Source organism: Ruficoccus amylovorans (assembly GCF_014230085.1).
In the GTDB taxonomy this organism is placed as follows: domain Bacteria; phylum Verrucomicrobiota; class Verrucomicrobiia; order Opitutales; family Cerasicoccaceae; genus Ruficoccus; species Ruficoccus amylovorans.
In genome coordinates, this window is record NZ_JACHVB010000013.1 from 145,244 (window position 1) to 167,513 (window position 22,270).

Below are 22,270 nucleotides of genomic sequence, written 5' to 3' on the forward strand. Positions count from 1 at the left end.
GACAAATAACGTTTTTTCAAGGATATTTGCTAAAACCTTTTTCCTTGAGACATTAAATTTCCGCCCCCTATTCAAAGTGCTGCGGAGCAAAGACCCTACGAAAGAAATGAGCGATACGAAATCATCCGCCCCCCGCCGGGGCCTTATTAATGCCCTGTGGACGCCGACGCTCGCCGACGGCAGTCTGGACCGCCCCGCCATCGAAGCCCACCTCGCCTTTTTACGCGAATGCGGCATCGACGGGGTTATCGCACTGGGCAGCACGGGCGAGTTTACGCGCCTGGACATCCCCACCCGCAAGGAACTTATCAGCCTGGTCGCCGAGCAGGCCCGCCCGATGGCGGTGCTGATCAACGTCAGCGACACCCGCTTTGATAATGTGATCGAACTGGCCGCGCACGCCAAGACCGTCGGGGCCGACGGGGTGGCACTCATGCCCCCGTCATTCTTCAAGCTCACCCCCGCCGACGTGCTGGAGTTCCTGCTCCGCGCCGCTGAAAAGATCGAACTGCCGGTGTGCCTTTACAACTATCCTGAAGTGACCAACAACCGGATCGACCCCTGCGTGATCGAAGCCTTTGCCGACCAGGTGGGCATGTTCGGGATCAAGCAGAGCGGCGCGGAATTTGACTATCACCACGAGTTGGCTGCGCTTGCCAAGAAAAAAGGTTTTACCCTATTTTCCGCTTCCGACCGTCGCCTGCCCGAAGCCTTCGAAATCGGTGCCGGTGGCCACATTGGCGGGCTTCCGAACTTCATCCCCGAAATTATGCGCGAGCTGTACGATGCCTGCGAAGCCGGGGACAAGGCCGCCATTGCCCAGCCGCTGGCCCGCATGAACGCCGCCATCGACGCCATCTGCAAGGTGCCCTTCCCCTTCGATGTCGCCGCCGGGATGGAAGCTCGCGGCATCACCCCCGGTGCCCACAAGATGCCCATTTCTCCGGAAACGCAGGAAAAGTACCGCACCGCGGTCGAAGCCTGCCGCAAGCTCTACGCCGAGTGGGGCCTGCCGCAATTCCAGCCCTGTGCCGCCGCGGCCGAGGTTTGAGTCCGCTTTCTGGTTCCATCAGACAAAAATGCCCGTTCGGCTCCGGCCGGCGGGCATTTTTCTTTTGTACTTTTTTTGGGAAAACCGGGCAACCACAGGGGACACAGCCCGGAGAGGCCATACCTTTTCTGCAACTACTCAACCGCCCCGATTGAGAGACAATTCAACCACGACCGGCGAGGCTGTGTACACAAACCTACCCTGCCAGCAGCGCGGTCCAACGCTCCTCGTCGAAGCCGACCGTGGCCACGCCGTCGCCGATGAGGAAGGGGCGCTTGACGAGATTGCCGTTCGAGCCGAGCAGGGCGAAGGCTTCCTGCTCGCTCAAGCCGGGCAGTTTGTCCTTCATCCCGAGGGCCTTGTAGTCGCCGCCCGAGGTGTTGAAGAGCTTGCGCAGTTCGCCGTCGCAGGCAGCCAGCATCGTCTTGAATTCGCCCGCCGACGGCGGAGTCTCGCGGATGGCAATCTCCTCATAGGAGACGCCCTTCTCGTCGAGAAACTTCTTCGCTTTGCGGCAGGTGCCGCAGCCTTTGTACGCGTAAAACTTGAGCATCTTGCCCTCCGAGACTGAGGGCTCAGGGCTGCCCGTCAAGCGGAACGATGTCGTAGGCGACCTGCTGAAGCGCCTGCGCGATCTCGGGCTTGAGATCCAGCCCGTCGGCGGCGCTGTCCTCGCCCACGGGGAGTTCGCGCGGGTCGGCCTGGTAAATGGTCCGGTACATGACCAGCGCCGAGAGGTAGGCGCCGTAATTGTTCTGATGGTACTTGTCATGCCCCCAAAGGCGGATGGGCCCTTCGCTCTCGGGTGTGGAGGGGTCGTCGGACACGCCCCGGTCCACGGCCTCCATAAAGGCATCTCCGACCGGGAACCAGCCCTCGACCTCGAACTCCTCCGCCGCGCCGCTGTAGGCCGTGCGCAGTTCATCCTGCATGTCACCGAGCTTGGCGAAGAGGCCCTTCTCGACGAGGTTGGGCCGGGCCCAGGTCTCATAGAGGTAAATGTCCACTTCCGGGTTTTCCTCGCGCACGAGGTCGATCAGCTTTTTGGCGTAGGCGCGGAAGGCTTCGACATTGGTGCCGTTACCGCCACCCGAGGGCGAGACCAGCGGACGCGTGCTGTACTCCTGCAGGACGACGATGTCCCAGGGTTGGGCGATCTTGTCGGCGTGGTTGACGTAATGCCACTCCAGGGTCTTGCCGCCGGACAGTTCGGAGCTGACCTGCGGGTCTTTGCCGCCCTCCTGGGCCAGCTTTTTGAAAATCGCGGGGATGCCGCCAATGTTGCTGTCGTGGAGATCCGTCACCGTCCCGGCCCCGTACTCCTTGGGCACGTAGGTGAAGCTGTTGCCAACGAAGAGGACGCTCTGCCCCCAGGCACCCAGCGCGCTCAAGAGAAACGCGAGAACGACGAAACGAAATGTATTCATCCGATACAACCCAGAGTATTCGCGAACAGAGGCAAGCACTTTTCCGTGTCCATTCCGGCCGGCGGCTTGCCCGATACAATACTCCTCCCGGATCGGCTTGCGGGCTTTCCCCTACGGGCGGATTTTTCTTTGCCAAAAGGACGGGGTTTTGGCTAACTGCGCGTTTTTCCCGATGGAACAAGCCCACCTCTCCAAACTTTCCGAAGAACTCAAACTCGCCCCCGGGCAAATCACCGCCACCGCCAAGCTGCTGGACGAAGGTGCGACCGTGCCCTTTATCGCCCGCTACCGCAAGGAGGCCACCGGCCAGCTCGACGAAGTACAGATCACCGCGATCCGCGACCGCCTGGGCGAACTCAAGGCCCTCGACCAGCGCCGCGAGTCCATCGTCAAGTCGCTCGACGAGCGCAAGCTCATGACCGACCTGCTGCGCGCCCAGATCGACGCCGCCGAGACCGTCGCCCGCCTGGAGGATATCTACCAGCCCTATCGCCCGAAACGCCGCACCCGCGCCATGATCGCGCAGGAAAAGGGGCTCACCCCGCTGGCCGACTTCATTTTCGAGAACCAGTCCGCCGCCGTTGACGAGGAGGCCGCGAAGTTTGTGGTCGAGTCTGAGGAAGAGGATAAGGCCGTCCCAACCGCAGAGGACGCCCTCAAGGGCGCGCGCGACATCCTGGCCGAGCGCTTCAGCGACGACACCGAAATGCGCGCCCAGATGCGCGAGGTCTTTGAAAAAGAATCCGTCCTCACGAGCAAGGTCATGTTCGAGATGGAGGAAAAGGGCGCGAAGTACAAAGACTACTTCGACTACTCCGAGCCGCTCGCGCAGATCCCCTCGCACCGGCTGCTGGCCGTTCGCCGCGGCTCGACCGAGGGCTTCCTGTACTTCCGCATCACCATCGAGGAGGAGCACGGCACCGCCCTGATGAAGCGCCGCTTCCTCACTGGCAACGGCCCCGCCGGGGAACAGGTTTCGCTCGCCGTGGAAGACTCCTTCAAGCGCCTCCTCGGCCCCGCCATGGAGACCGACATGCGCCTGGCCTCCAAGAAAAAAGCCGACGAGCAGGCGATCAAGGTGTTTATGGAAAACCTGCGCGAGCTGCTCCTGGCCTCGCCGCTGGGCCAGAAGCGCGTGCTCGCCATCGACCCCGGCTTCCGCACCGGCTGCAAGACGGTCGTGCTCGGGGCGCAGGGCGAACTCCTCCACGATACCGTCATCTACCCCAGCCAGGGCGCATACAAGGAGTCCGAGGCCCGCAACATCGTGCTCGGCCTTTGCCACCAGTTTAACATCCAGGCCATCGCCATCGGCAACGGCACCGCCAGCCGCGAGACCGAAGCCTTTGTGCGCTCCTGCGGCCTGCCCGGCTCCATCGCCGTCGTCATGGTCAACGAGAGCGGCGCCTCCATTTACTCGGCCTCCGAAGTGGCGCGGGAGGAGTTCCCGGACAAGGACGTGACCGTGCGCGGCGCGGTCAGCATCGGCCGCCGCCTGATGGACCCGCTGGCCGAGCTGGTCAAGCTCGACCCCAAGAGCATCGGCGTCGGGCAGTACCAGCACGACGTGGACCAGCTCAAGCTCAAGGACAGTCTCGACGACGTGGTCGTGAGCTGCGTGAACTCGGTCGGTGTCGAGGTCAACACGGCGAGCAAGCAACTCTTGAAATACGTCTCCGGGCTCAACTCCCGGCTGGCGGAAAACATCGTCACCGCCCGCACCCAGAGCGGCCCTTTCCGCACCCGCAAGGACTTGCTGAAAGTCACCGGCATGGGGCCAAAAAGCTTCGAGCAGTGCGCGGGCTTCCTGCGTATCCAGGGCGGCGAACACCCGCTGGACAGTTCCGCCGTCCACCCCGAGCGCTATGAACTGGTCGAGCACATGGCCTCGGATGCCGGTTGCACCGTCTCCGAGTTGCTGACCAGCGACGCCGCCCGCCGCCGCATTGATTTAAACAAGTACATCAGCGACGAAGTCGGCCTGCCCACCCTGCAAGACATCCAGCAGGAGCTTTCCAAACCGGGCCGCGACCCGCGCGAGCAGTTCGAGGCGTTCAGCTTCGCCGAGGGCGTGAACGAGATTTCCGACCTCAAGGAAGGGCTGCAACTGCCCGGCATCGTCACCAACGTCGCGGCCTTCGGGGCCTTCGTGGACATCGGTGTCCACCAGGACGGGCTGGTCCACATCAGCGAGTTGGCGGACAAATTCGTGCAAGACCCGGCCGAGGTGGTCAAGGTCCATCAAAAAGTGCTCGTCACGGTGCTGGAGGTCGATGCGGCCCGCAAGCGCATCTCTCTCTCCATGCGCACCCAACGCGAAGGCGGCAAGCCCCACCAACGGGCCAGCAATGAACGCCCCGGGCGCGACAACCGCCCCGGCGCTCCCCGCCAGAACGGCCCCCGACACGGCAACAACCGTCCCGGCAACAGCCCCCGCCCCCCGCGCCAGAACCAGAGCTTCGGCAATTCCCTCGCCGACCTGTTTTAGTCCAAGGACAGAGCCCTTGACCTGTGATCCTGCCGGATCACTGATGCCACCGCCAACGCGGTGGCATGGGCAATGGTGATTGTCGCCAACTCAAACGAACTCCGCCAATCTCACACAGGCAGGGTGCGAAACTTGTATATTGGTATCGACCGTGAGCGTAGGGACGAACCCTTGATCTCCAGTGCAACTATGATACTGGCGTCGCGGGCGCAGCCCCTCATCGTCCTGTGCGGCCACGCACCAGGTTACATGAAGCCGGGCATTTGGAAGCCGGCGGTGGCTTCGGCCATTTTTTCCTCGTTGAGGGCCTTGGCCTTGGCGGCGGCTTCCTTGATCGCTTCGAGCAGGGTTTCCTGCACGATCTCGGCGCCTTCCTTGAGAAACTCGGGGTCGAGCTTGAGGTCGAGAAACTCGCCCTGCCCGTTGACCTTGACGGCCACAGCGCCGCCACCGGCGGTCACGTCCAGCTCGGTCGTGGTCAGCTCCTCCTGGATCGCCTCGACCTTCTGCTGCATTTTCTTCGCTTGCTTGAGTAACTTGCCAACTCCTGCCATAAGCGCCGAAGTGAAAGCGAAATCCCTCTCCCTGTAAAGGGGAACTTTTCGCCGCGTGCCGGTGATTGAAAGCAGCCAACCCACCGGCCAGTACCGTCCCCTGCCAGCCCCTTGGGCGGAATTCCCGTGGCCGGACGGGAATTTCCCTTGCCTTGGGGGGCGCGGGCGGCTTGCTTGGACGGCCTATGCGTATTCGTGCTTTCCAAGGACTGCGGCCCACTCCCGAGTCGGCCCCGAAAATCGCCTCCCTGCCCTACGACGTGGTCAACACCGCCGAGGCGCGGGCGTTGGCCGAGGGCAATCCGCTGAGCTTCCTGCACGTGGTGCGGGCCGAGATCGACCTGCCCGACGGCACCGACCCGTACTCGCCCGACGTTTACGCTCAGGCCAAGGCAGCGCTCACCCGCCTCGAAGCCGAGGGCGGACTCGTCCGCGAGTCCGAGCCGTGCTTGTACCTTTACCGTCAGCAGATGGGCGAGCACGTCCAGACCGGCGTGGTGGGCGTCTTCCACATTGAGGACTACGAGAACGACCTCATCAAGAAGCACGAAAAGACCCGCAAGGCCAAGGAAGACGACCGTACCACGCTCAACCGCACGCTTTCGGCCCACCCCGGCCCGGTCTTCCTGACCTACAAGGAGGAGAAAGCCATCGACGAGGCCGTGGCCCGGATCAGCGCGGAAAAACCCTTTGTCAGCTTCACCGCCCCCGACGGCGTCGTCCACACCGTCTGGCGCATCCCCGGCGGCAGCGAACTGGTCGAAGCCTTCAAGGCCGTCCCTGTGACCTACGTGGCCGACGGCCACCACCGCAGCGCCAGTGCCGCCCGCGTCGGCAAGGAACGCCGCGACGCCAACCCCGCCCACACCGGCGAGGAGGATTATAACTGGTTCCTGGCCGTGATTTTCCCCGGCAACCAGCTCAACGTGCTCCCCTACAACCGCTACGTGCATAGCCTCAACGGCCACACACCCGAGTCCCTGCTCGCCGCCATCGGCAAAGTTTGCACCGTAACTGAGGGCGCCAGCCCCGAGCCCGCCTCCTACGGCGATGTCTCCATGTACCTCGACGGCAAGTGGTACGGCCTCAAATTCCCCGGCGGGGAAGCCGACCCCATCGCCCGGCTCGATGTTTCCCGGCTTCAGGACCACGTGCTCGCCCCGCTGCTCGACATCGACGACCCGCGCACGAGCGAGAAGATCGACTTCATCGGCGGCATCCGCGGCACGAAGGAACTGGTCAAGCTCGTCGATAACGACGGCGGCGTGGCCTTCTCGCTCTACCCGGTCACGGTGGACCAACTGATCGACATTGCCGACGCCGGCGCGATCATGCCCCCGAAAAGCACCTGGTTCGAGCCGAAGCTGCGTTCCGGCCTCTTCATTCACACCTTCTAAGGCAGTAGGTAATATTGGGGGCTGCGGCCCCCAATACCTGCGATGCGTGGCCGCACTGGACACAGAGGGGTCCGGCTGGACCAGCAAGCCCCTGCGGAGCCAAAAAGGCGGCTAATCCAAAGGTTGTCAGGTTAGCCGATGTATGTCCGATGCCCCCAAGCAACGGTAATACTTGGGCGAATACCGCGAATAGGGGTTTGTATTTATCGCGTTGCCAGCCGACGCGGGCGTACTCAGCTTGTGCGCATGAAATTCCCTTGCTCTCTGATTCTCCTCACCCTTGCCTCCGCGTTCACTTCCTCCGCCTGGAGCGACGAGACCTGGCCCATCCGCCTGAGCTACCCCCGCCACGTCGGGCAGACCTACGGACTGAGCATCAATATCGAGAGCAGCGTGAGCAACTCCCTCACCCTACCGGGCACCCCTGCTCATAAGCAGGAGATGAACTCAAAAACGGTCTTTGAGGGAACGGTGAAAGTCACCGCCGTCAACGATCAGGGCCGCGCCACCGGCGCCGAGATCACGGTCAACACCTTCACAGTCGATATCGACACCCTCCAGACCGGCCCGCAGACGCTGTTCCCGGAAGGCACGGTCATCACCGCCACCACCGAGCCTGACGGCGTCAGCTTCACCGTGCCGGGCGAAGAGATCAGCGACTTCGGCCAGCAGACGCTCGGCTCCCTCCTGCTGATCGACAACGGACTTCCCGCCACGGAGGACATCTTCGCCACCGACAAGACAATCAAGGTGGGCAACATGTGGCTGGTCGATGGCGAAGCCGCCGCCCGCAGCCTCTCCAACGAGCAACTCCAGGTCAAAGCCGAGGATGTGAACGGCAGTGGCTCCCTCGTCGCTGTCGAGGAAGTGAACGGCCAGCGCTGCCTCAACATCAAGGGCCACATGTGGGCCAACAACCTGAAACCGGGCAATCTCCCCGCCGGCACAACCGTCACCCTCGGGCAGATCAGCCTGAAGACCGACATCCTCGCCCCGCTCGACACCGACAACGGGCCGCTCAAAAAGGACGCCAGCGTTAATGTTTATTTCAGCGCCACCAACGAGAGCGAAAACGGCTCCGCTCTCATCCAGTCGGTCATCACCGAGCAGCGCACCGAGCAATACAGCTTCGAGTAAGCAGGGAGACGGCTCTTTGTCGTCTCATCCAATAGGCTTACGCCAGAGGCAAAGTCTCTCATTGTCCCGTGCGGTCACGCACCGCGGGTCCGGGGCGCGCGACCCCGGAATATTTTTAAGCAAGCACAGATGCCAGTTCGTCCGTGTCCATGAGTTTCACGCCGATGGCGGCAAGCTCTTCCTCGCCCTTGGGGTAGAGGCCAGAGACGGCGTCCCGCGCCAGCACGACGCGGAAGTCGCGTTCGCTGGCCTCGTAGATGCTCGTGCGCGGGCAGTTGGGGAAGTTGCACCCGGCGAAGACCAACGTGTCCACCCCGTGCTCGCGCAGAAAGACCTCCAGCGTCGTCCGGTAAAAAGCGCCCCAGCGCGGCTTGTAGAGGATGAACTCGTGTTCCCCGATGACCTGGGCCACCTCGGCCAGCAGCGAAGAGGCGTCGAGCCGCACCCCGGGCGAAGGCTTGAGCGCGGCGACAATTTCCGCCCCGTCCGTATCCGGTTCGACGATCCCGCCCCCGGCGGCGATGCTCACCCGGCGGCACAGGTCGGCGTTGGAGCCGTCGGGTTTGTACAGGCGCACCACATGGACGATGGGCAGGCCCCGCCGACGGTACACCTCCAGCAACCGCGTAATAGCGGGCACCACCTCTGCCGTTCCGGCTACGCAGGCCGCCGCCCCCGGCACGACAAAGTCGTTCTGCATGTCGATAACGACCAGCGCGGAAGAGAGGAAACGGGGTTCAGTAAAGACGGACATAATCGGATAAGCGGGTTAAATGAAGCCCACAGGCGTTGCCTCATGGATCGCCCAGCCGATGAATTGTTCCCTCAATAGGGCAAAGTGTTCAGACCCCGGGTGAAAGCCGGGCAACAGAAATATCCTCACGCGCACATGCTTCCCTACTCCCGGTAGAGCAGGCGGCCGCAACTGTCGCAGTGGGCGGGCTCCTTGTCCTTGAGGACGGTGCCCTCGACTTCGCCGGAAACCTTCAGGTAGCAGCCGCCGCAATGCTGGTCGCGCATGGGCACGGCCCAGGGGGCGCGGGGATGGCGGTTGTGGGCGACGCGGTAGGCATCGAGCCACTTGGCCGGAACGTCCCCGGCGGCGGCTTCGGCGGCGGCGCTGGCCTCGCCGATTTCGCCCTGCACGGCTTCCATCTGCTTGTTCAGCCGCTCGATTTCCTTTTCAAAAAGCCGGATCTGCTCGCGGTGGGCGGCCTCGGAGTCGGCGGTGGCCTTGGTCTGCTCGTCAAAGGTCAGCATCAACCCGATTTCCTGCTCCTCGCAGGTGCCGATCTGCGCCTCCAGCGACTCGATCTGGTGAGTGAGCGCCGTGTACTCCTCGTTCTTTTTGACCTCCATCTGCTGGGTCTTGTACTTGATGACCTGGGCTTCGAGGGTTTGCACCTCCTTGTCCAGATCGACCCGCCGCACCTCGATCTGCTTGAGCGCCTGCCGGTCGGCCTCGATGGCGGCCTGCTCCTCGGCCACCCGGGCCTTGGCCTTGTCCACCTCACGGGGGATCAGGTGAAGCTGCGTTTCGAGCGCGAGTTTACGTGTTTCCCGCTCTTGCAGGGTGAGGAGTTTCTGCACGTCGGCGTTCACATCGCCACGATGGCGGCCAGCACCGCCCCTGTGAAGCGTAAAACCCGCCCCGAAACGCTTTTTTGCCCCGACCGTGCGCCAAAAGAATAGAGTCTTCGCTCTTGTCATCATAATCACGCACGCTTACTTTTCGGTTTAATGATTATCCCTGAGAGCGACCTTGAACTGCTGCTGAAGGCCCGGCATTCGCATCCACACGACATTCTCGGGCTTCACCCGGTCAAGCAGAAGGGAAAACAGGGACTTGTGGCTCGGGCCTACCTCTCGGACGCCAAAAGCTGCGAAGTCGTCGATATCGACACCGATGAGCGCTGGCCGCTGACCCAGCTCGACAAGAGCGGCTTCTACGAAGGCATCATCCCCAAGCGCACCAAGCCCTTCAACTACCGCCTGCGCACCCAGCGTTACAACGGCGAGATCCGGCAGTTCTGGGACCCGTACTGCTTCCTGCCCACCCTCTCCGAGGACGACCTTTACCTTTTTAATCAGGGCAACCACCACCGCATTTACGAAAAGCTCGGCTCCCATGTGAAGCACTACGAAGGCGTGCACGGGGTAAGCTTCGCGGTTTGGGCCCCCTCGGCCCGGCGCGTTTCCGTGGTCGGCGATTTTAACAACTGGGACGGGCGCTACCACCCGATGCGCACGCTCGGCTCCTCCGGCGTGTGGGAAATTTTCATCCCCGGCCTCGAAGCCGGTTCCAAGTACAAGTACGAAATCGTCGGGGGTGACGGCTATCTCCACCTCAAGACCGATCCCTACGCCGTCCGCTTTGAAGCCCCGCCGCACAACGCCGCCATCGTCTGGGAGTCCGGTGGCTACGACTGGGAAGACGGCGAGTGGATGGAGCAACGCCGCGAGATCAACCACCTGGAAAAACCGATCAGCGTGTACGAAGTGCACTTCGGCTCGTGGAAACGCGTGGTCGAGGACGGCGTGCGCCCCCTCACCTACCGCGAGATGGCGACCGAGCTGACCGACTACGTCAAGGACATGGGCTTCACGCATGTGGAGTTCCTGCCGTTGAGCGAGCACCCCTTCACCGGTTCATGGGGTTATCAGGTGACCGGCTTTTTCGCCCCCTCCCACCGCTACGGCACGCCGCAGGACTTCATGTTCCTGGTGGACCATCTGCACCGCGCCGGGATCGGCGTCATCATGGACTGGGTACCCGCCCACTTCCCCCGCGACGCCTTCGCGCTGGCCGAGTTCGACGGCACCTGCCTCTACGAGCACGCCGACCCCCGGCAGGGCCAGCACATGGACTGGGGCACCCTCATTTTCAACTACGGCCGCCACGAGGTCCGGAATTTCCTAGTCGCCAGCGCCCTGTCCTGGATGGACCGCTTTCACATCGACGGGCTGCGCGTGGACGCAGTGGCCTCCATGCTCTACCTGGACTACTCGCGCCAGGAGGGCGAATGGATCCCCAACCAGTACGGCGGCCGCGAGAACATCGAGGCCATCGAGTTCCTGCGCCAGGCCAACGACCTCGTGCACGAGTACTACCCCGGCTCCCTCATGATCGCCGAGGAGTCCACCTCCTTCGGTGGCGTGACCAAGCCCACCTCCGACTGGGGACTGGGCTTCGACTACAAGTGGAACATGGGCTGGATGCACGACACGCTCCAGTATTTTGAAAAAGAGCCCATCTACCGCCGCTGGCACCACAACGACATGACCTTCGGCATGCTCTACCAGTACTCGGAGCATTTTATGCAGGTCTTCTCGCACGACGAGGTCGTCCACGGCAAGGGCTCCCTCATCAACAAGATGGGAGCGGGCTTTGAGATGTCTAAAAAGGCCCAGGACCTGCGCTCGCTCTACGCGTGGATGTGGGGCTGGCCGGGCAAGAACATCCTTTTCATGGGCTGCGAGTTCGGGCAGAGCGCCGAGTGGCGCTACGATGGCAGCCTCGACTGGCACCTGCTCCAGTACATCGACCACGAGGGCATCCAGCGCCTTGTGCGCGACCTCAACCACTTCTACCGCAACCACCCCGCCCTTGGCCGCTACGACAGCGACCCCAAGGGCTTCCAGTGGATCAACGGCGGCGACTCGGAAAACTCCGTCCTGTCTTTCCTCCGCCTCGGCGACGAACCCACGGAAACCATCGCCGTGGTCGGCAACTTCACGCCCGTCCACCGCCCCGGCTACCGCATCGGCGTGCCCTTCCCCGGCTACTGGCGCGAACTGGTCAACACCAACGCCGACGTTTACGGCGGTACCGGTGCCGGACTCGGCGGCGGCCTCATGAGCGAGGACATCCCTTGGGATGGCCGCGAGCACTCGCTCAAACTCGACCTGCCCGGCCACACCACCTTCATCCTCCGCTACGAAGGCCCCACCGCGTAGGCAGCGTCAGAGAGGAAGTAAAGAGGATTAACCACAGAGGCCACAGAGTGCACAGAGCGCTGCCGCTATGGGTCGGTAGCCACGAAATGACTGTCGCATGCTTACGGAGCGCATGCCCAGGCATGTTGATTGATGGGCTCTACTCTTCTCTCGAATCACAACCGCGATAAACGGTTGGTGCTCTATCGATGCAGGTAAAGAGAGGCGGCTACAATTAACAGCGGCAGCGCTCTGTGCACTCTGTGGCCTCTGTGGTTAATTTCCCCAAAGAACAACCCGCAACTTCCGCTTATGCGCCGACCACGCTCCAGGGGATTTCACGCCCGGCCCACATGGGGACGACTTCGCCGTAGCTGGCGGGGATGGTGAACGGCTTTTTCGCCAGCGTAACCGCCTTCGCGGGTGGGGTGACGTCATAGATGCGACGCGCGTTGTCCGAGACAAAAGCCTGGAGACGGTCCAGCGCGTCGTGTTCGTCAAAGAGCCCGGCCAGCAGTTGCAGGGCGATGGGCGCGGTAAATACCCCTGCCGCGCAGCCGCAGCATTCCTTTTTGTGCTGGGGGTGCGGGGCCGAGTCGGTGCCCAGACAGAGCTTCGGGTGCGCGGTGACGGCGGCATGCGCCAGCGCTTCGCGATCCTCGGGACGCTTGGCGATGGGCTTGCAGAAAAGGTGCGGGTTAAGCATGCCCCCGGCCACGTCGTCCAGGGTAATGATGAGGTGTTGCACGGTCACGGTGGCGTGCAGGTTTTCAAACTCGTTCAGGAGCACCAGCGCCGCCGCCGTGGTGATGTGCTCCATCACGATCTTCAGGCGCGGGAAGCGCTCGGCCAGCCGGCGGTAGATGGTTAAAAACTCCGCCTCGCGGTCCATGACAAAGCCGTTGCTCTCGCCGTGAATCATGAGCGGGATGCCCAGTTCCTCCATCAGGCGCATGGTCGGCTCGGCCTGGTCGATCTGGGAGACGCCGCCCTCGCTGTTGGTGGTGATGCCCGCCGGGTAGAGTTTTATCCCGATAATGTGGGGCTTGGCCGCCTCCAGCTCCTCGCGCGTGTAGGCGCGGAAAAAGAGCGTCATGTACGGCGCGAAGTCTTCCCTTCCGGCGGCGGCGAGGATCTCCTCCCGATACCACTTCAGGCGCTCCAGCGAATCCACCGGCGGCACGAGGTTCGGCATGATGACCGCCCCGGCAAAAGTCTCCGCGCTCAGTGGGGCGACGGCTTTGAGCATCGCGTCCTGCCGCAGGTGCAGGTGCATATCCAGGGGGGAGTGAAGGGTGAGCGTGGTCATCAGGTCATTTGTCATTTCTCATCGCTCATTAGTCAATGGCCAATGGGAAATCCAAAAATCGGGAAAGAGGGATTAACCGCAAAGACGCAAAGGGCGCAAAGCGCTGGCGCTGTTCGGCGATAGCAACGGAACAACCGTAGGTCTTCTTAAATGACGTACGCCCAGGCGAATAAACAGGATGGTCTTTCTCTTTAATTGTAAGCGCAAGAAACGCTCAGTATTCAAACAGCGTAGGTGGGGAAAGGCGGCTCCAGATATAGCGCCAGCGCTTTGCGCCCTTTGCGTCTTTGCGGTTAAAAAAACGGGACTCTCAACCCGCTTACGCCCTGGCAACGCTGCCGGCGGGGTGTTCGCCGCCGATCAGTTCGAGGATGGCGGAGACGGGATCGCAGGCGACGGACTTGTTGCCGAGGACGGACTGCGCGGCCAGTTCGTTGAGGATGGCGTCGCGGCCTTCGCCCACGGGCAGGACCGCACCGTCGAAGGTGTACTTGCCGATGGGTTCGCGGTCCTTGCGTGCGGTCAGGTAGCAGCGGTCGGCCACGGCGCGCTCGAAGTCCTTCGCGGCCTGGAGCACGATCCCGGCGTAGCCCCAGTCGAGGACCTTGGCCAGGTAGTTCGCGGGCGTGCCGTCGGCGGTCAGAACCATGGCCGGGCGGCTCGGCCACTCGGCGAAAAGCGCCACCACGTCGCGGTGAAAGGCCTGCTCCGCCGGGAAGGGGTCGAGCACGTACAACAGGTTGCGCCCAATCAGGTTAAGCCCGTCGTCACTGTCAAGCGCCTCAATGAACCCGCGCAGCGCCTGCGGCGTGGCAAAGGTTCCGGCGGCGTTGACCACGCTCTGGAAGCCCGAAGGGTACAGCTCGCGCAACAAGAGTTGCCCCTCACGCAGAAAGGCCATGTCGGCCAGCGTCTGCCCGGTGAGCACCCACTCAAAGGTACGGATATGGCCCTGCCGGATCAGTTCGCGGTCAAAACCGCTCTTACAACTCAGGCGCAGACGCGGCTGCACCGCGCCGGGCTCGGCGGGCAGGAGGGCGTCCACGTACTTGCCGGCGAGCGGCTTGTAGGTGGCGCCCAGATTGACCGCCTTGGCGCGGGTGGTGTAGAAACGGCAGAGTTCTTGTGTTTTCACAGGCGGCGGGCCGCCGGGGGCTATTCGCCCACCGGCAGCGGCTTGAGAGTCCAAATGTCGTCGGCGTACTCGCGGATGGTGCGGTCGCTGGAAAACTTGCCCATGCGAGCGGTGTTGAGGATGGCCATCTTCGCCCAGCGCGGCTTGTCCAGATAGGCCTCGCCGACGCGCTGCTGGCAGTCGATGTAGGCGCGGAAATCGGCGCAGCACAGGAAGGGGTCTCCCCCGTCGAGCAGGCTGCGGCGGACCGGGTCGAGCGCGTAGGGCTGACCGGGCGTGAAGGTGTCCGAGCCGAGCCAGTCGAGCACGTGGCGCAGTTCCTCGTCGCCGCGGTAGAAGTTCCACGGATTGTAGCCGGAGGCGCGCAATTCGAGCACCTGCTCCACCGTCATGCCGAAGATGAATATGTTGTCGTCGCCGACCTCCTCCTTGATCTCGACATTGGCCCCGTCAAGGGTGCCGATGGTGAGCGCGCCGTTGAGGGCGAGCTTCATGTTACCGGTGCCGGAGGCTTCCTTGCCGGCGGTGGAAATCTGTTCCGAGAGGTCGGCGGCGGGGATGATCCGCTCGGCCAGCGAAACGCGGTAGTTGGGCAGGAAGACGACCTTGAGCTTGTCCCCGACGCGCGCGTCGTTGTTGATCACCTCGGCCACCTTGTTGATGGTAAAGATGATGTCCTTGGCCAGTTCGTAGCCGGGAGCGGCCTTGGCCCCGAAGATGACCACGCGCGGGGCGACCGTCTTCTCCGGGAAGTGCAGGATCTGCCGGTAAAGGGTGAGGATGTGCAGCAGGTTAAGGTGCTGGCGCTTGTACTCGTGCAGGCGCTTGATCTGCACGTCGAACATCGCGTCCGGGTTGACCGTGACGCCGCAGTCCATGTCGATGATCTCGGCCAGGCGCTCCTTGTTGGCGCGCTTGATGCCCATGTACTCCTGCTGGAAGGCGGCGTCGCCGGAGAGCTTCTCCAGGCCGCGCAGGCGGTCCAGGTCAAAGGGCCACTCGGGGCCGACTTCGCGGTCGATGAGCGCGGCCAGGCCGGGGTTGCAAACCTTGAGGAAGCGGCGCGGCGTGATGCCGTTGGTCTTGTTGTTAAACTTCTTCGGCCACAGCTCGTTGAAATCGTGGAAGAGGTCGCGCTTGAGCAGTTCGGTGTGGAGCGCGGCCACGCCGTTGACTGAGTGCGAGCCCACCGTGGCCAGGTAGGCCATGCGAATCTGCTTCGGGTTGCCCTCCTCGATGATCGAGAGGATGCTCTTCTTGACATCGTCGCTGGGCCACTGGGCCTCGACTTCTTCCTCCAGGAAGCGGCGGTTAATCTCGAAAATGATCTGCAGGTGGCGCGGGAGTACCTTCTGGAAGAGCGGCACGGACCACTTTTCCAGCGCTTCGGGCAGGAGGGTGTGATTCGTGTAGGCGAAGACCTTCCGGCAAATGCCCCAGGCCCGCTCCCATTCGAGCTTTTCCACATCGACGAGGATGCGCATCAGCTCGGCCACGGAGACCGCCGGGTGCGTGTCGTTGAGCTGGACGGTGACTTTTTCCGGGAAAGCGTCCCAGTTGTCGTGGTTCTGCTTGCGGAAGCGGCGGATGATATCGTGCAGCGAGCAGGCGCAGAAGAAGTACTGCTGGACGAGGCGCAGTTCCTTGCCGCTCTCGGTCTTGTCGTTGGGGTACAGGACCTTGGAAATGGTCTCGCCAATGGCCTTCTCCCGCACGGCCTCGACATAGCCCCCCTCGTTGAAGACACTGAAGTCGAACTCCTGCGAGGCGCGGGATTCCCACAGGCGCAGGAAGTTCACCGTGCGCGCGCCGTAGCCGACAATCGGGATGTCCCAGGGCAGCCCAATCAGTTCCTTGGTACCGACCCAGGCCGGGTAGGAGTCGCCCTTGCTGTCAAAGTGGTACTCGACGTGCCCGTAGAGGGGGACGCTCACCTGGTACTCGGGGCGGTTGACCTGCCAGGGGTTGCCGAACTGGAGCCAGTTGTCCGGGCGCTCGACCTGATGGCCGTCGATGAACTCCTGCCGGAAGAGGCCGAACTCGTAGTGGATGCCGTAGCCGATGGCGGGCAGGTCGAGCGTGGCCAGTGAATCCAGGAAACACGCGGCCAGGCGGCCAAGGCCGCCGTTGCCCAGGCCCATGTCGGGCTCTTCTTCAAGGATATCCTCCATGTCCAGCCCCAGCTCGGTCAGCGCCTGCTTGGCCGCGTCGAAAAGCCCGGCGTTGACGAGGTTATTCGAGAGCAAACGGCCCATCAGGTACTCCAGCGACAGGTAGTAGGCGCGGCGGGTGTCCTTTTCATTGTGGACAGCCTGAGTCTTGATGTAGCGGTGCAGGATGCGATCCTGGACCGAGTAGCACAGGGCCAGCCACCAGTCGCGCGTCGTGGCCGTGCTCGTGTCGCGAGCCATGGAGTAGGTCAGGTGGTTCTGGATCGAGGTTTTCAGCCCTTCGACATCAGCGTCGATGTTGAAATTGAAGGCCTTCTTCCTGGCCGGAGCGGTGGCGGCTTTCTTGGCGGTCTTTTTGATGGCTTTGGAACTCGAAGGCATAGTCAGTATGTGTGGAGGTTAAAGAATGACTCAGGGAATGACAGAGTGGAAATCCCATATCCAAAGCCCAAGGTCAATTATTCTCAACCTCGAAGCCCGGAAAGGCGGGAGTTATCTAACGGTTAAAAGAACGTGAAAACTGCCTCAGCGCCCGAAACGCCGGGCCAGCTCGCGGTTGGACAGCTCAAAATAAGTAGGCCGCCCGCGCGGGCAATTCAGAGGCTGCTGACACTGTAGCAAGGCGCGGGCCAGCTCGGTCATTTCTTCGCAACCTCCTCCATCGGCGGGGCGAATCGCCCGGCGCACGGCCAGACGGGCCAGCGCCTCGTCCGCCACAGCGGGGCGGCTCAGGTCAAGCGAACCCTCGCGCAGCCGCTCGATCAGGTCGCGCACAAAAGTCTCCGTCTCGGCCTCGGGGAGCCAGTCCGGGTGCGACTCCAGGCGGAAAAAGTTCTTCCCGAACGGCTCGATCCCGAAACCATGCGCCTGCAAGGCGGGCAGATTCTCTTCCAGCGCGGCACTGGCCAGCGGCTCCAACTCCAGCCCGACCGGAAAGAGCAGACGCTGGCTGGGCTGTTCGTTTTCTGAAAAACGCGCCTGCAAGCGCTCGAACCAGACCCGTTCGTGGGCGGCCCGGCGGTCCATCACGACCAGCCCGGACGGCGTCTCAAACAGCGCATACCCCTCACGCAGAAGCCCCAGACATCGCCACTGGAAACGAAATTCCGGCTCGCTGGCTTCGCCGCCGGAGACGGCCCGCGAACCGGGCTGAGCCGGGGTCCAGGTGACAACCGGCAACTCCTCACCCGTCACGGGTGCCCGCGCCGGAGCTTGCGCCGAAGCCGGGGTGTCAATCAGCGTCGGGTCGTCTGCGGGGACCGGGCTGCCTGCGAGAGCGGATGCAGCGGGCTTTTCCGGCCCGCCTTTGCTCTCGTCGGAGGTAGCTGGTTCGGCACTGGGTGGTTCTGCGCCTGCCGGGGCGACGCTTTGGTCCGAAATACCTTCCTCTCCTGCCCGCTCGTCGCCGGCGGAAGGTTTTTTACCGGGATCGGTCGCCGTCGCATCCGCACCGGGGGCGGCGTTAGGATCGGGTTTGAGATACTTTTCGCGAAATTGCTCCGAGACCGGGCCGGGCCGCGTGCGCGGGTAGGCTCCGGGCTTGAGCGCCGGGGACGGGACCGGGCGCGGTGCGGGCTCCGAGGCGGCGGCCCCGGATTCGCCTTGCCCCTCGGCGGGCCGGGAGGCAGGCGCCTTTCCAACCCGGGAGTCAGCCCCGGCGTGACCCGGCTTCGCCTCCTCGTCCCGCCCAGGCCGTCCCACCACCGGGTGCGAACGCTCACGGCGGGGGAGCACGTCGATTTCAAAGTCCTCGCGTCCGCCTTGCAGGATCGGGTGCCGCGCACGGGCGGCCAGCGCCTGAAGCTGCCGTACGACCGCCTGCAGGACAAATTGCCGGACCCGGCCCTCGTCGCGGAACTTGATCTCGCGCTTGGCCGGATGGATGTTCACGTCGATCACCGCCGGGTCGATTTCCAGAAAGAGGAAGGCCAGCGGGTAGCGCCCCTTGGGGATAAACGAGTGGTAGCCCTCGATCAGCGCGTAGTTGAGCGTGCGGCTATCCACCGGACGGCCATTGACCAGCGCGATCATCTGCCGCCGCGTGGCTCGTCCCGCCCCCGGTTTGCCCACCAGGCCGGTCAGGCGCAGGCCGTTTTCGCCCTCGGCCGGTTCCAGTTCGACCAGTTCGTCGGCCAATTCGCGGCCCCAGATCTCAGCCACCCGCTCGCGCATGTCGGGGCATTTGGGAGAGGAAAACACGCTGCGCCCGTTCTCGATCAGCGAAAACGATACCCCCGGCCGCGCCACCGCGTGCAGCCGTACCAGGTGCGTGATGTGGGCTGATTCGGTGGCGTCGCTCTTTAAAAACTTCCGTCGCGCGGGCACACTGTTAAAGAGGTTGGCCACCTCGATCCGGGTGCCCGTCGGCATCCCGCATTCGCGCTGGTGGACCATGCGCCCGCCGTTGACAAAGATCTCCGTCCCGTGCTCCCAGCCGCGGGCGCGGGTGCGCAGGGTAAATCGGCTGACACTGGCAATGCTCGGCAGCGCCTCCCCGCGAAAGCCCAGGCTGAGGACTTTGGCCAGGTCGGCGGCATCGCGCAGCTTGCTGGTGGCGTGGCGTTCGAGCGCGATCAGGGCCTCGTCCGGAGGCATCCCGATGCCGTTGTCCTCGACGCGGATCAGGCTCTTGCCTCCGCCCCGGAACTCGATCTCGATCCGGTCGGCACGTGCGTCGAGGGCGTTTTCCAGTAGTTCCTTCACCACCGCCGCCGGACGCTCCACCACCTCCCCGGCCGCGATCTGGTTGATCACACGGTCGGGCAGAACGCGGATGCTGGGCCGCTCGAATACTGCTTCGGCCCCGGGGGACTGGTCATTTTCCTCGCTCAAGGAGGGCCACCGTAACCCATCCTCGCCCCGGTGCAACCGCTTTTAATACCGCCCCGGCAACATCCCCGCCCCAATCAAAAACGATCGTCCTACTTCACGCTTAACGGCTTGCCAACGCACCCGGTGCAGCCTTTGCTCGCGGGTATGAAAAAATCCGTCTTCGCATTGCTTTCCGTCGTTTCGCTTTTTGTTTTCGCCGCCTGCTCGCACACGCCGATCCCTGTCGCCGGGGCCTACATCGTGGCCGAGGTCAACGGCGTCGAAGTCGAAACCGAGCAGCCGATCAAGGTGACCTACACCGGCGAAAGCCTCGTGGGCAAAGGCCCGATCAACAACTGGAACTGCCCCGTCGATCCGCAAACCGGCGACATCGGCATGGGCATCTCCACCCGCATGGCCGGTCCGCCCGAGCTGATGCAGCTCGAAGACCAGCTCCTCAAGGCCCTCGACGGTGCCAAGCTCACCTCGCGTTCGGACGACGTGCTCGTCGTGGTCAAGGACGGCAAGGACGTCATCGTGATGACCCCCGTCGATCCCACCATGACCTACGGCAAGCCCTCCCCCACTGCCATCCCGAGCAACGAGATGTAAGGGGAGAAAAATACGGCCACGAAGGGCACGAAGGAGACACGAAGCTCACAAAGAGCCCTGCTGCCTTCGCCTTGGAAAAGATTTAATTCCCACCAAACAGCCCGCCCTCACCGGCGGGCTGTTTTTTTGTGCCTAAACATCAGGCAAAAGATGTTTTATGCACCTCGATCCAAAAACACCTCCCAGTTTTCCTTCGGGAAACGGGGATCGGTTATGCCATAGTGCCTACGCTCTCTCGACCACCGCCGATACACGGCCTTCCAAAAGGGATCACGAATCTGTTTTAATATCCTGACCACTGATGTTTGCATTGCTAGTTCTTCTAATTTTTCTGCAGACAAAGATGATTCCCATGTTTTTCCAATAAACTCATCATATATACTCATCGCATCCCATTCCGAAAAACCCGATACATCCACCTCACCAGTTCCCTCAGCGTATTCGATTTGCCCTATAATTGAATCAAAGATACCACGAAAACAACGTCTCAACTTGGTTGGCTTGTATCGATATACACCACAAACGACATCCCCGTTGCTATGTAAGTATATAGGAAGAGCTGATTGTGGATTAACAGCTATCTTAATTCTACGAGGTTTCATAGTATTGGCGTATTTCCTTTCCTCAAACTTTACCGGACTTGCGCCAGCGGTAGAGGGTGGTCGGGTGGATGCCGAGCTGGGCGGCGGTCCAGGCCAGATCGCCCCCGGACTGTTCCAGCAGTTCCTTCGCGATGGAGTAGCGTTCGCGCTTGTTGGGCATGGGGGTGCGCCGCAGCGGCAGATGGTCCGCACCGGCGCTGGCGTAGGCCGCCGGAACTCCGTAGCCCATCCCACTCCCGGCAAAAGGAGCGCCCGACCCACGCCGGGACGGGCCGCCGGACTGCGGCCCGAAGGGCGAGCGGCTGCCACCGGAAAAGGGAGCGGGTGTGTTCTGCCGCTTGAAACCGCCCGGCAACACGGTGGTGTGCGGATCGGTTTTTTCCGGCGGCTCCCACCAGGCGGCCCGCATGACCGGGCCCGTGTAGTGGATGGCAAGCCGGTCGATGACCTGCTTGAGTTCACGGACATTGCCCGGCCAGTCGTAGAGCTGGAAGCGGTAGATCAGCTCCGGCTCGATGGTCTCAAAATTTTTGCCCAGGCGGATGGCGGCGGCATCGAGCAGCGAACGCGCCAGCTCCGGGATATCGCCGGAGTGGTGGCGCAGTGGGGGCGTGTTGAGGATGATCTCGGAAATACGGTAATACAAATCGAGCCGGAAACGCCCGGCCTCGGCGTCGGCCCGCAGATCGCGGTTGGTGGCGGAGATGACGCGCACGTTGCAGCGATATTCCTTGGTGCTGCCCACGCGGCGCGCCTGCCGAGTCTCCAGAAATCGTAACAGCTTCGGTTGGAGCGAGATGTCCATCTCCCCGATTTCATCCAGAAAGAGCGTCCCGCCGGAAGCTTCCTCGACCAATCCGAGCTTGTCTGCGGCGGCCCCGGTAAAGGCTCCTTTCTGCACCCCGAAAAGCTCGCTCTCCATCAAGTCCGGGGGGATGGCCGCGCAGTTGACTGCGACGAAAGGGCTCTTGCCGGAGGCATCGTGCAGACACTCGGCCACCAGTTCCTTACCCGTGCCTGACTCCCCCGTCACCAGCACACTGGCGTCAGTCGGCCCGATACGCTGGATCGACTCGCGCAGCGCGCGCATGGCACTGGAGTCACCCTGGAGCTTTTCGGCCTGACTCTGGCCCAGCCCGCCGTAGAGCTGCCACCAGAGCGCCTGCGACTTGGCGGCGGCCTCAATGGCGTCGTTCCAGCGGCTGTCGGAGTCGTTTTCGTCCAGCACGTCGTAGGCACCGTCGCGGGCGGCGTTCATCACACTGAGTGTGTCCATCCCGCGCCCGTAAACCAGATAGTAACGGCTGGCCCGGGCGAGGATGACCCGCTGCTCGCTCCAGGCCTCGTCCTCGGAAACCGACCAGGGGATCAGGTAAACCAGGTCCGTCGAGTTCGGGTCGAGCGTCTGCACCCGCTCAAGGCTTTCCGCCCGCACGCTGTGGCCGAGCATATGCAGCCGCTTGAGGATGGGCGGGTTCTTCTCATGCGTGAGCAGACAGACTTTCATAACTTAAGCTCCACCAGCCTATGCTGCATTGCCTGAGCCTTGCAAATGCAATCTATCAATCAACCACTCGTCATGTCATCTCCCCCGGCAAATGGCTAACGCTGCAAAAACCTGCGGGATAAAATGCGCAGGG

General features: G+C 62.8%; 17 protein-coding genes. 6 read left to right on the top strand and 11 right to left on the bottom strand.

Annotated features, from left to right (window positions below; all coding sequences use genetic code 11):
• Positions 1-106: 106 nt before the first annotated feature.
• On the top strand, positions 107-1,051 hold the full coding sequence (locus H5P28_RS03880) for a dihydrodipicolinate synthase family protein (protein WP_185674399.1): 945 nt from the start codon (positions 107-109) through the stop codon (positions 1,049-1,051).
• A gap of 196 nt (positions 1,052-1,247) precedes the next feature.
• On the opposite strand, the gene H5P28_RS03885 is transcribed toward H5P28_RS03880, so the two are convergent.
• Positions 1,248-1,643 (bottom strand): arsenate reductase family protein, encoded by a 396-nt coding sequence (locus H5P28_RS03885; protein WP_246455731.1) that lies wholly within the window; start codon positions 1,641-1,643, stop codon positions 1,248-1,250.
• Positions 1,627-2,478: an SGNH/GDSL hydrolase family protein gene (locus tag H5P28_RS03890; RefSeq protein ID WP_185674400.1), complete on the bottom strand. Its 852-nt coding sequence runs from the start codon at positions 2,476-2,478 to the stop codon at positions 1,627-1,629. Before H5P28_RS03890 ends, H5P28_RS03885 begins: the two co-directional genes overlap by 17 nt.
• A 172-nt stretch (positions 2,479-2,650) precedes the next feature.
• Here H5P28_RS03890 and H5P28_RS03895 point away from each other — a divergent pair, with 172 nt between their 5' ends.
• Positions 2,651-4,966 carry a Tex family protein gene (locus tag H5P28_RS03895; protein ID WP_185674401.1) on the top strand — a complete coding sequence of 772 codons (2,316 nt, stop codon included), beginning with the start codon at positions 2,651-2,653 and terminating at the stop codon, positions 4,964-4,966.
• Positions 4,967-5,211: 245 nt separating this feature from the next.
• Here the strand turns inward: H5P28_RS03895 and H5P28_RS03900 are convergent, their stop codons facing one another.
• On the bottom strand, positions 5,212-5,520 hold the full coding sequence (locus H5P28_RS03900) for a YbaB/EbfC family nucleoid-associated protein (RefSeq protein WP_185674402.1): 309 nt from the start codon (positions 5,518-5,520) through the stop codon (positions 5,212-5,214).
• A 185-nt stretch (positions 5,521-5,705) separates the two neighbouring features.
• Between H5P28_RS03900 and H5P28_RS03905 the strand changes: the two genes are divergently transcribed.
• Both H5P28_RS03905 and H5P28_RS03910 read left to right on the top strand, forming a co-directional pair.
• Complete coding sequence (locus tag H5P28_RS03905) at positions 5,706-6,917, top strand: DUF1015 domain-containing protein (protein WP_185674403.1); 1,212 nt, start codon at positions 5,706-5,708, stop codon at positions 6,915-6,917.
• A 246-nt stretch (positions 6,918-7,163) separates the two neighbouring features.
• Positions 7,164-8,054 carry a hypothetical protein gene (locus H5P28_RS03910; RefSeq protein WP_185674404.1) on the top strand — a complete coding sequence of 297 codons (891 nt, stop codon included), beginning with the start codon at positions 7,164-7,166 and terminating at the stop codon, positions 8,052-8,054.
• Between the two features lie 115 nt (positions 8,055-8,169).
• On the opposite strand, the gene H5P28_RS03915 is transcribed toward H5P28_RS03910, so the two are convergent.
• Both H5P28_RS03915 and H5P28_RS03920 read right to left on the bottom strand, forming a co-directional pair.
• Positions 8,170-8,808, bottom strand: coding sequence for a cysteine hydrolase family protein (locus H5P28_RS03915; protein WP_185674405.1), 639 nt, complete (start codon positions 8,806-8,808; stop codon positions 8,170-8,172).
• 143 nt (positions 8,809-8,951) lie between these two features.
• Entirely contained in the window at positions 8,952-9,767 is an 816-nt protein-coding gene (locus H5P28_RS03920; protein ID WP_185674406.1) for a zinc ribbon domain-containing protein, read from the bottom strand.
• A gap of 27 nt (positions 9,768-9,794) precedes the next feature.
• Between H5P28_RS03920 and glgB the strand changes: the two genes are divergently transcribed.
• Positions 9,795-12,011 (top strand): 1,4-alpha-glucan branching protein GlgB, encoded by a 2,217-nt coding sequence (gene glgB, locus H5P28_RS03925; protein WP_185674407.1) that lies wholly within the window; start codon positions 9,795-9,797, stop codon positions 12,009-12,011.
• Between the two features lie 289 nt (positions 12,012-12,300).
• Here glgB and pyrC read toward each other — a convergent pair whose 3' ends face one another.
• From pyrC to mutL, 4 genes are all read right to left on the bottom strand, one after another.
• Positions 12,301-13,314: a dihydroorotase gene (gene pyrC, locus H5P28_RS03930; protein ID WP_246455746.1), complete on the bottom strand. Its 1,014-nt coding sequence runs from the start codon at positions 13,312-13,314 to the stop codon at positions 12,301-12,303.
• A 304-nt stretch (positions 13,315-13,618) separates the two neighbouring features.
• On the bottom strand, positions 13,619-14,434 hold the full coding sequence (locus H5P28_RS03935) for a hypothetical protein (RefSeq protein ID WP_185674408.1): 816 nt from the start codon (positions 14,432-14,434) through the stop codon (positions 13,619-13,621).
• Between the two features lie 20 nt (positions 14,435-14,454).
• Complete coding sequence (locus H5P28_RS03940) at positions 14,455-16,986, bottom strand: glycogen/starch/alpha-glucan phosphorylase (protein ID WP_185674409.1); 2,532 nt, start codon at positions 16,984-16,986, stop codon at positions 14,455-14,457.
• Between the two features lie 144 nt (positions 16,987-17,130).
• On the bottom strand, positions 17,131-19,437 hold the full coding sequence (gene mutL, locus H5P28_RS03945) for a DNA mismatch repair endonuclease MutL (protein ID WP_185674410.1): 2,307 nt from the start codon (positions 19,435-19,437) through the stop codon (positions 17,131-17,133).
• 144 nt (positions 19,438-19,581) lie between these two features.
• Here mutL and H5P28_RS03950 point away from each other — a divergent pair, with 144 nt between their 5' ends.
• Positions 19,582-20,028: an META domain-containing protein gene (locus H5P28_RS03950; protein WP_185674411.1), complete on the top strand. Its 447-nt coding sequence runs from the start codon at positions 19,582-19,584 to the stop codon at positions 20,026-20,028.
• Positions 20,029-20,183: 155 nt separating this feature from the next.
• Here H5P28_RS03950 and H5P28_RS03955 read toward each other — a convergent pair whose 3' ends face one another.
• Positions 20,184-20,630: a hypothetical protein gene (locus tag H5P28_RS03955; RefSeq protein WP_185674412.1), complete on the bottom strand. Its 447-nt coding sequence runs from the start codon at positions 20,628-20,630 to the stop codon at positions 20,184-20,186.
• Positions 20,631-20,652: 22 nt separating this feature from the next.
• Entirely contained in the window at positions 20,653-22,137 is a 1,485-nt protein-coding gene (locus H5P28_RS03960) for a sigma-54 interaction domain-containing protein (RefSeq protein ID WP_185674413.1), read from the bottom strand.
• Positions 22,138-22,270: the final 133 nt, after the last annotated feature.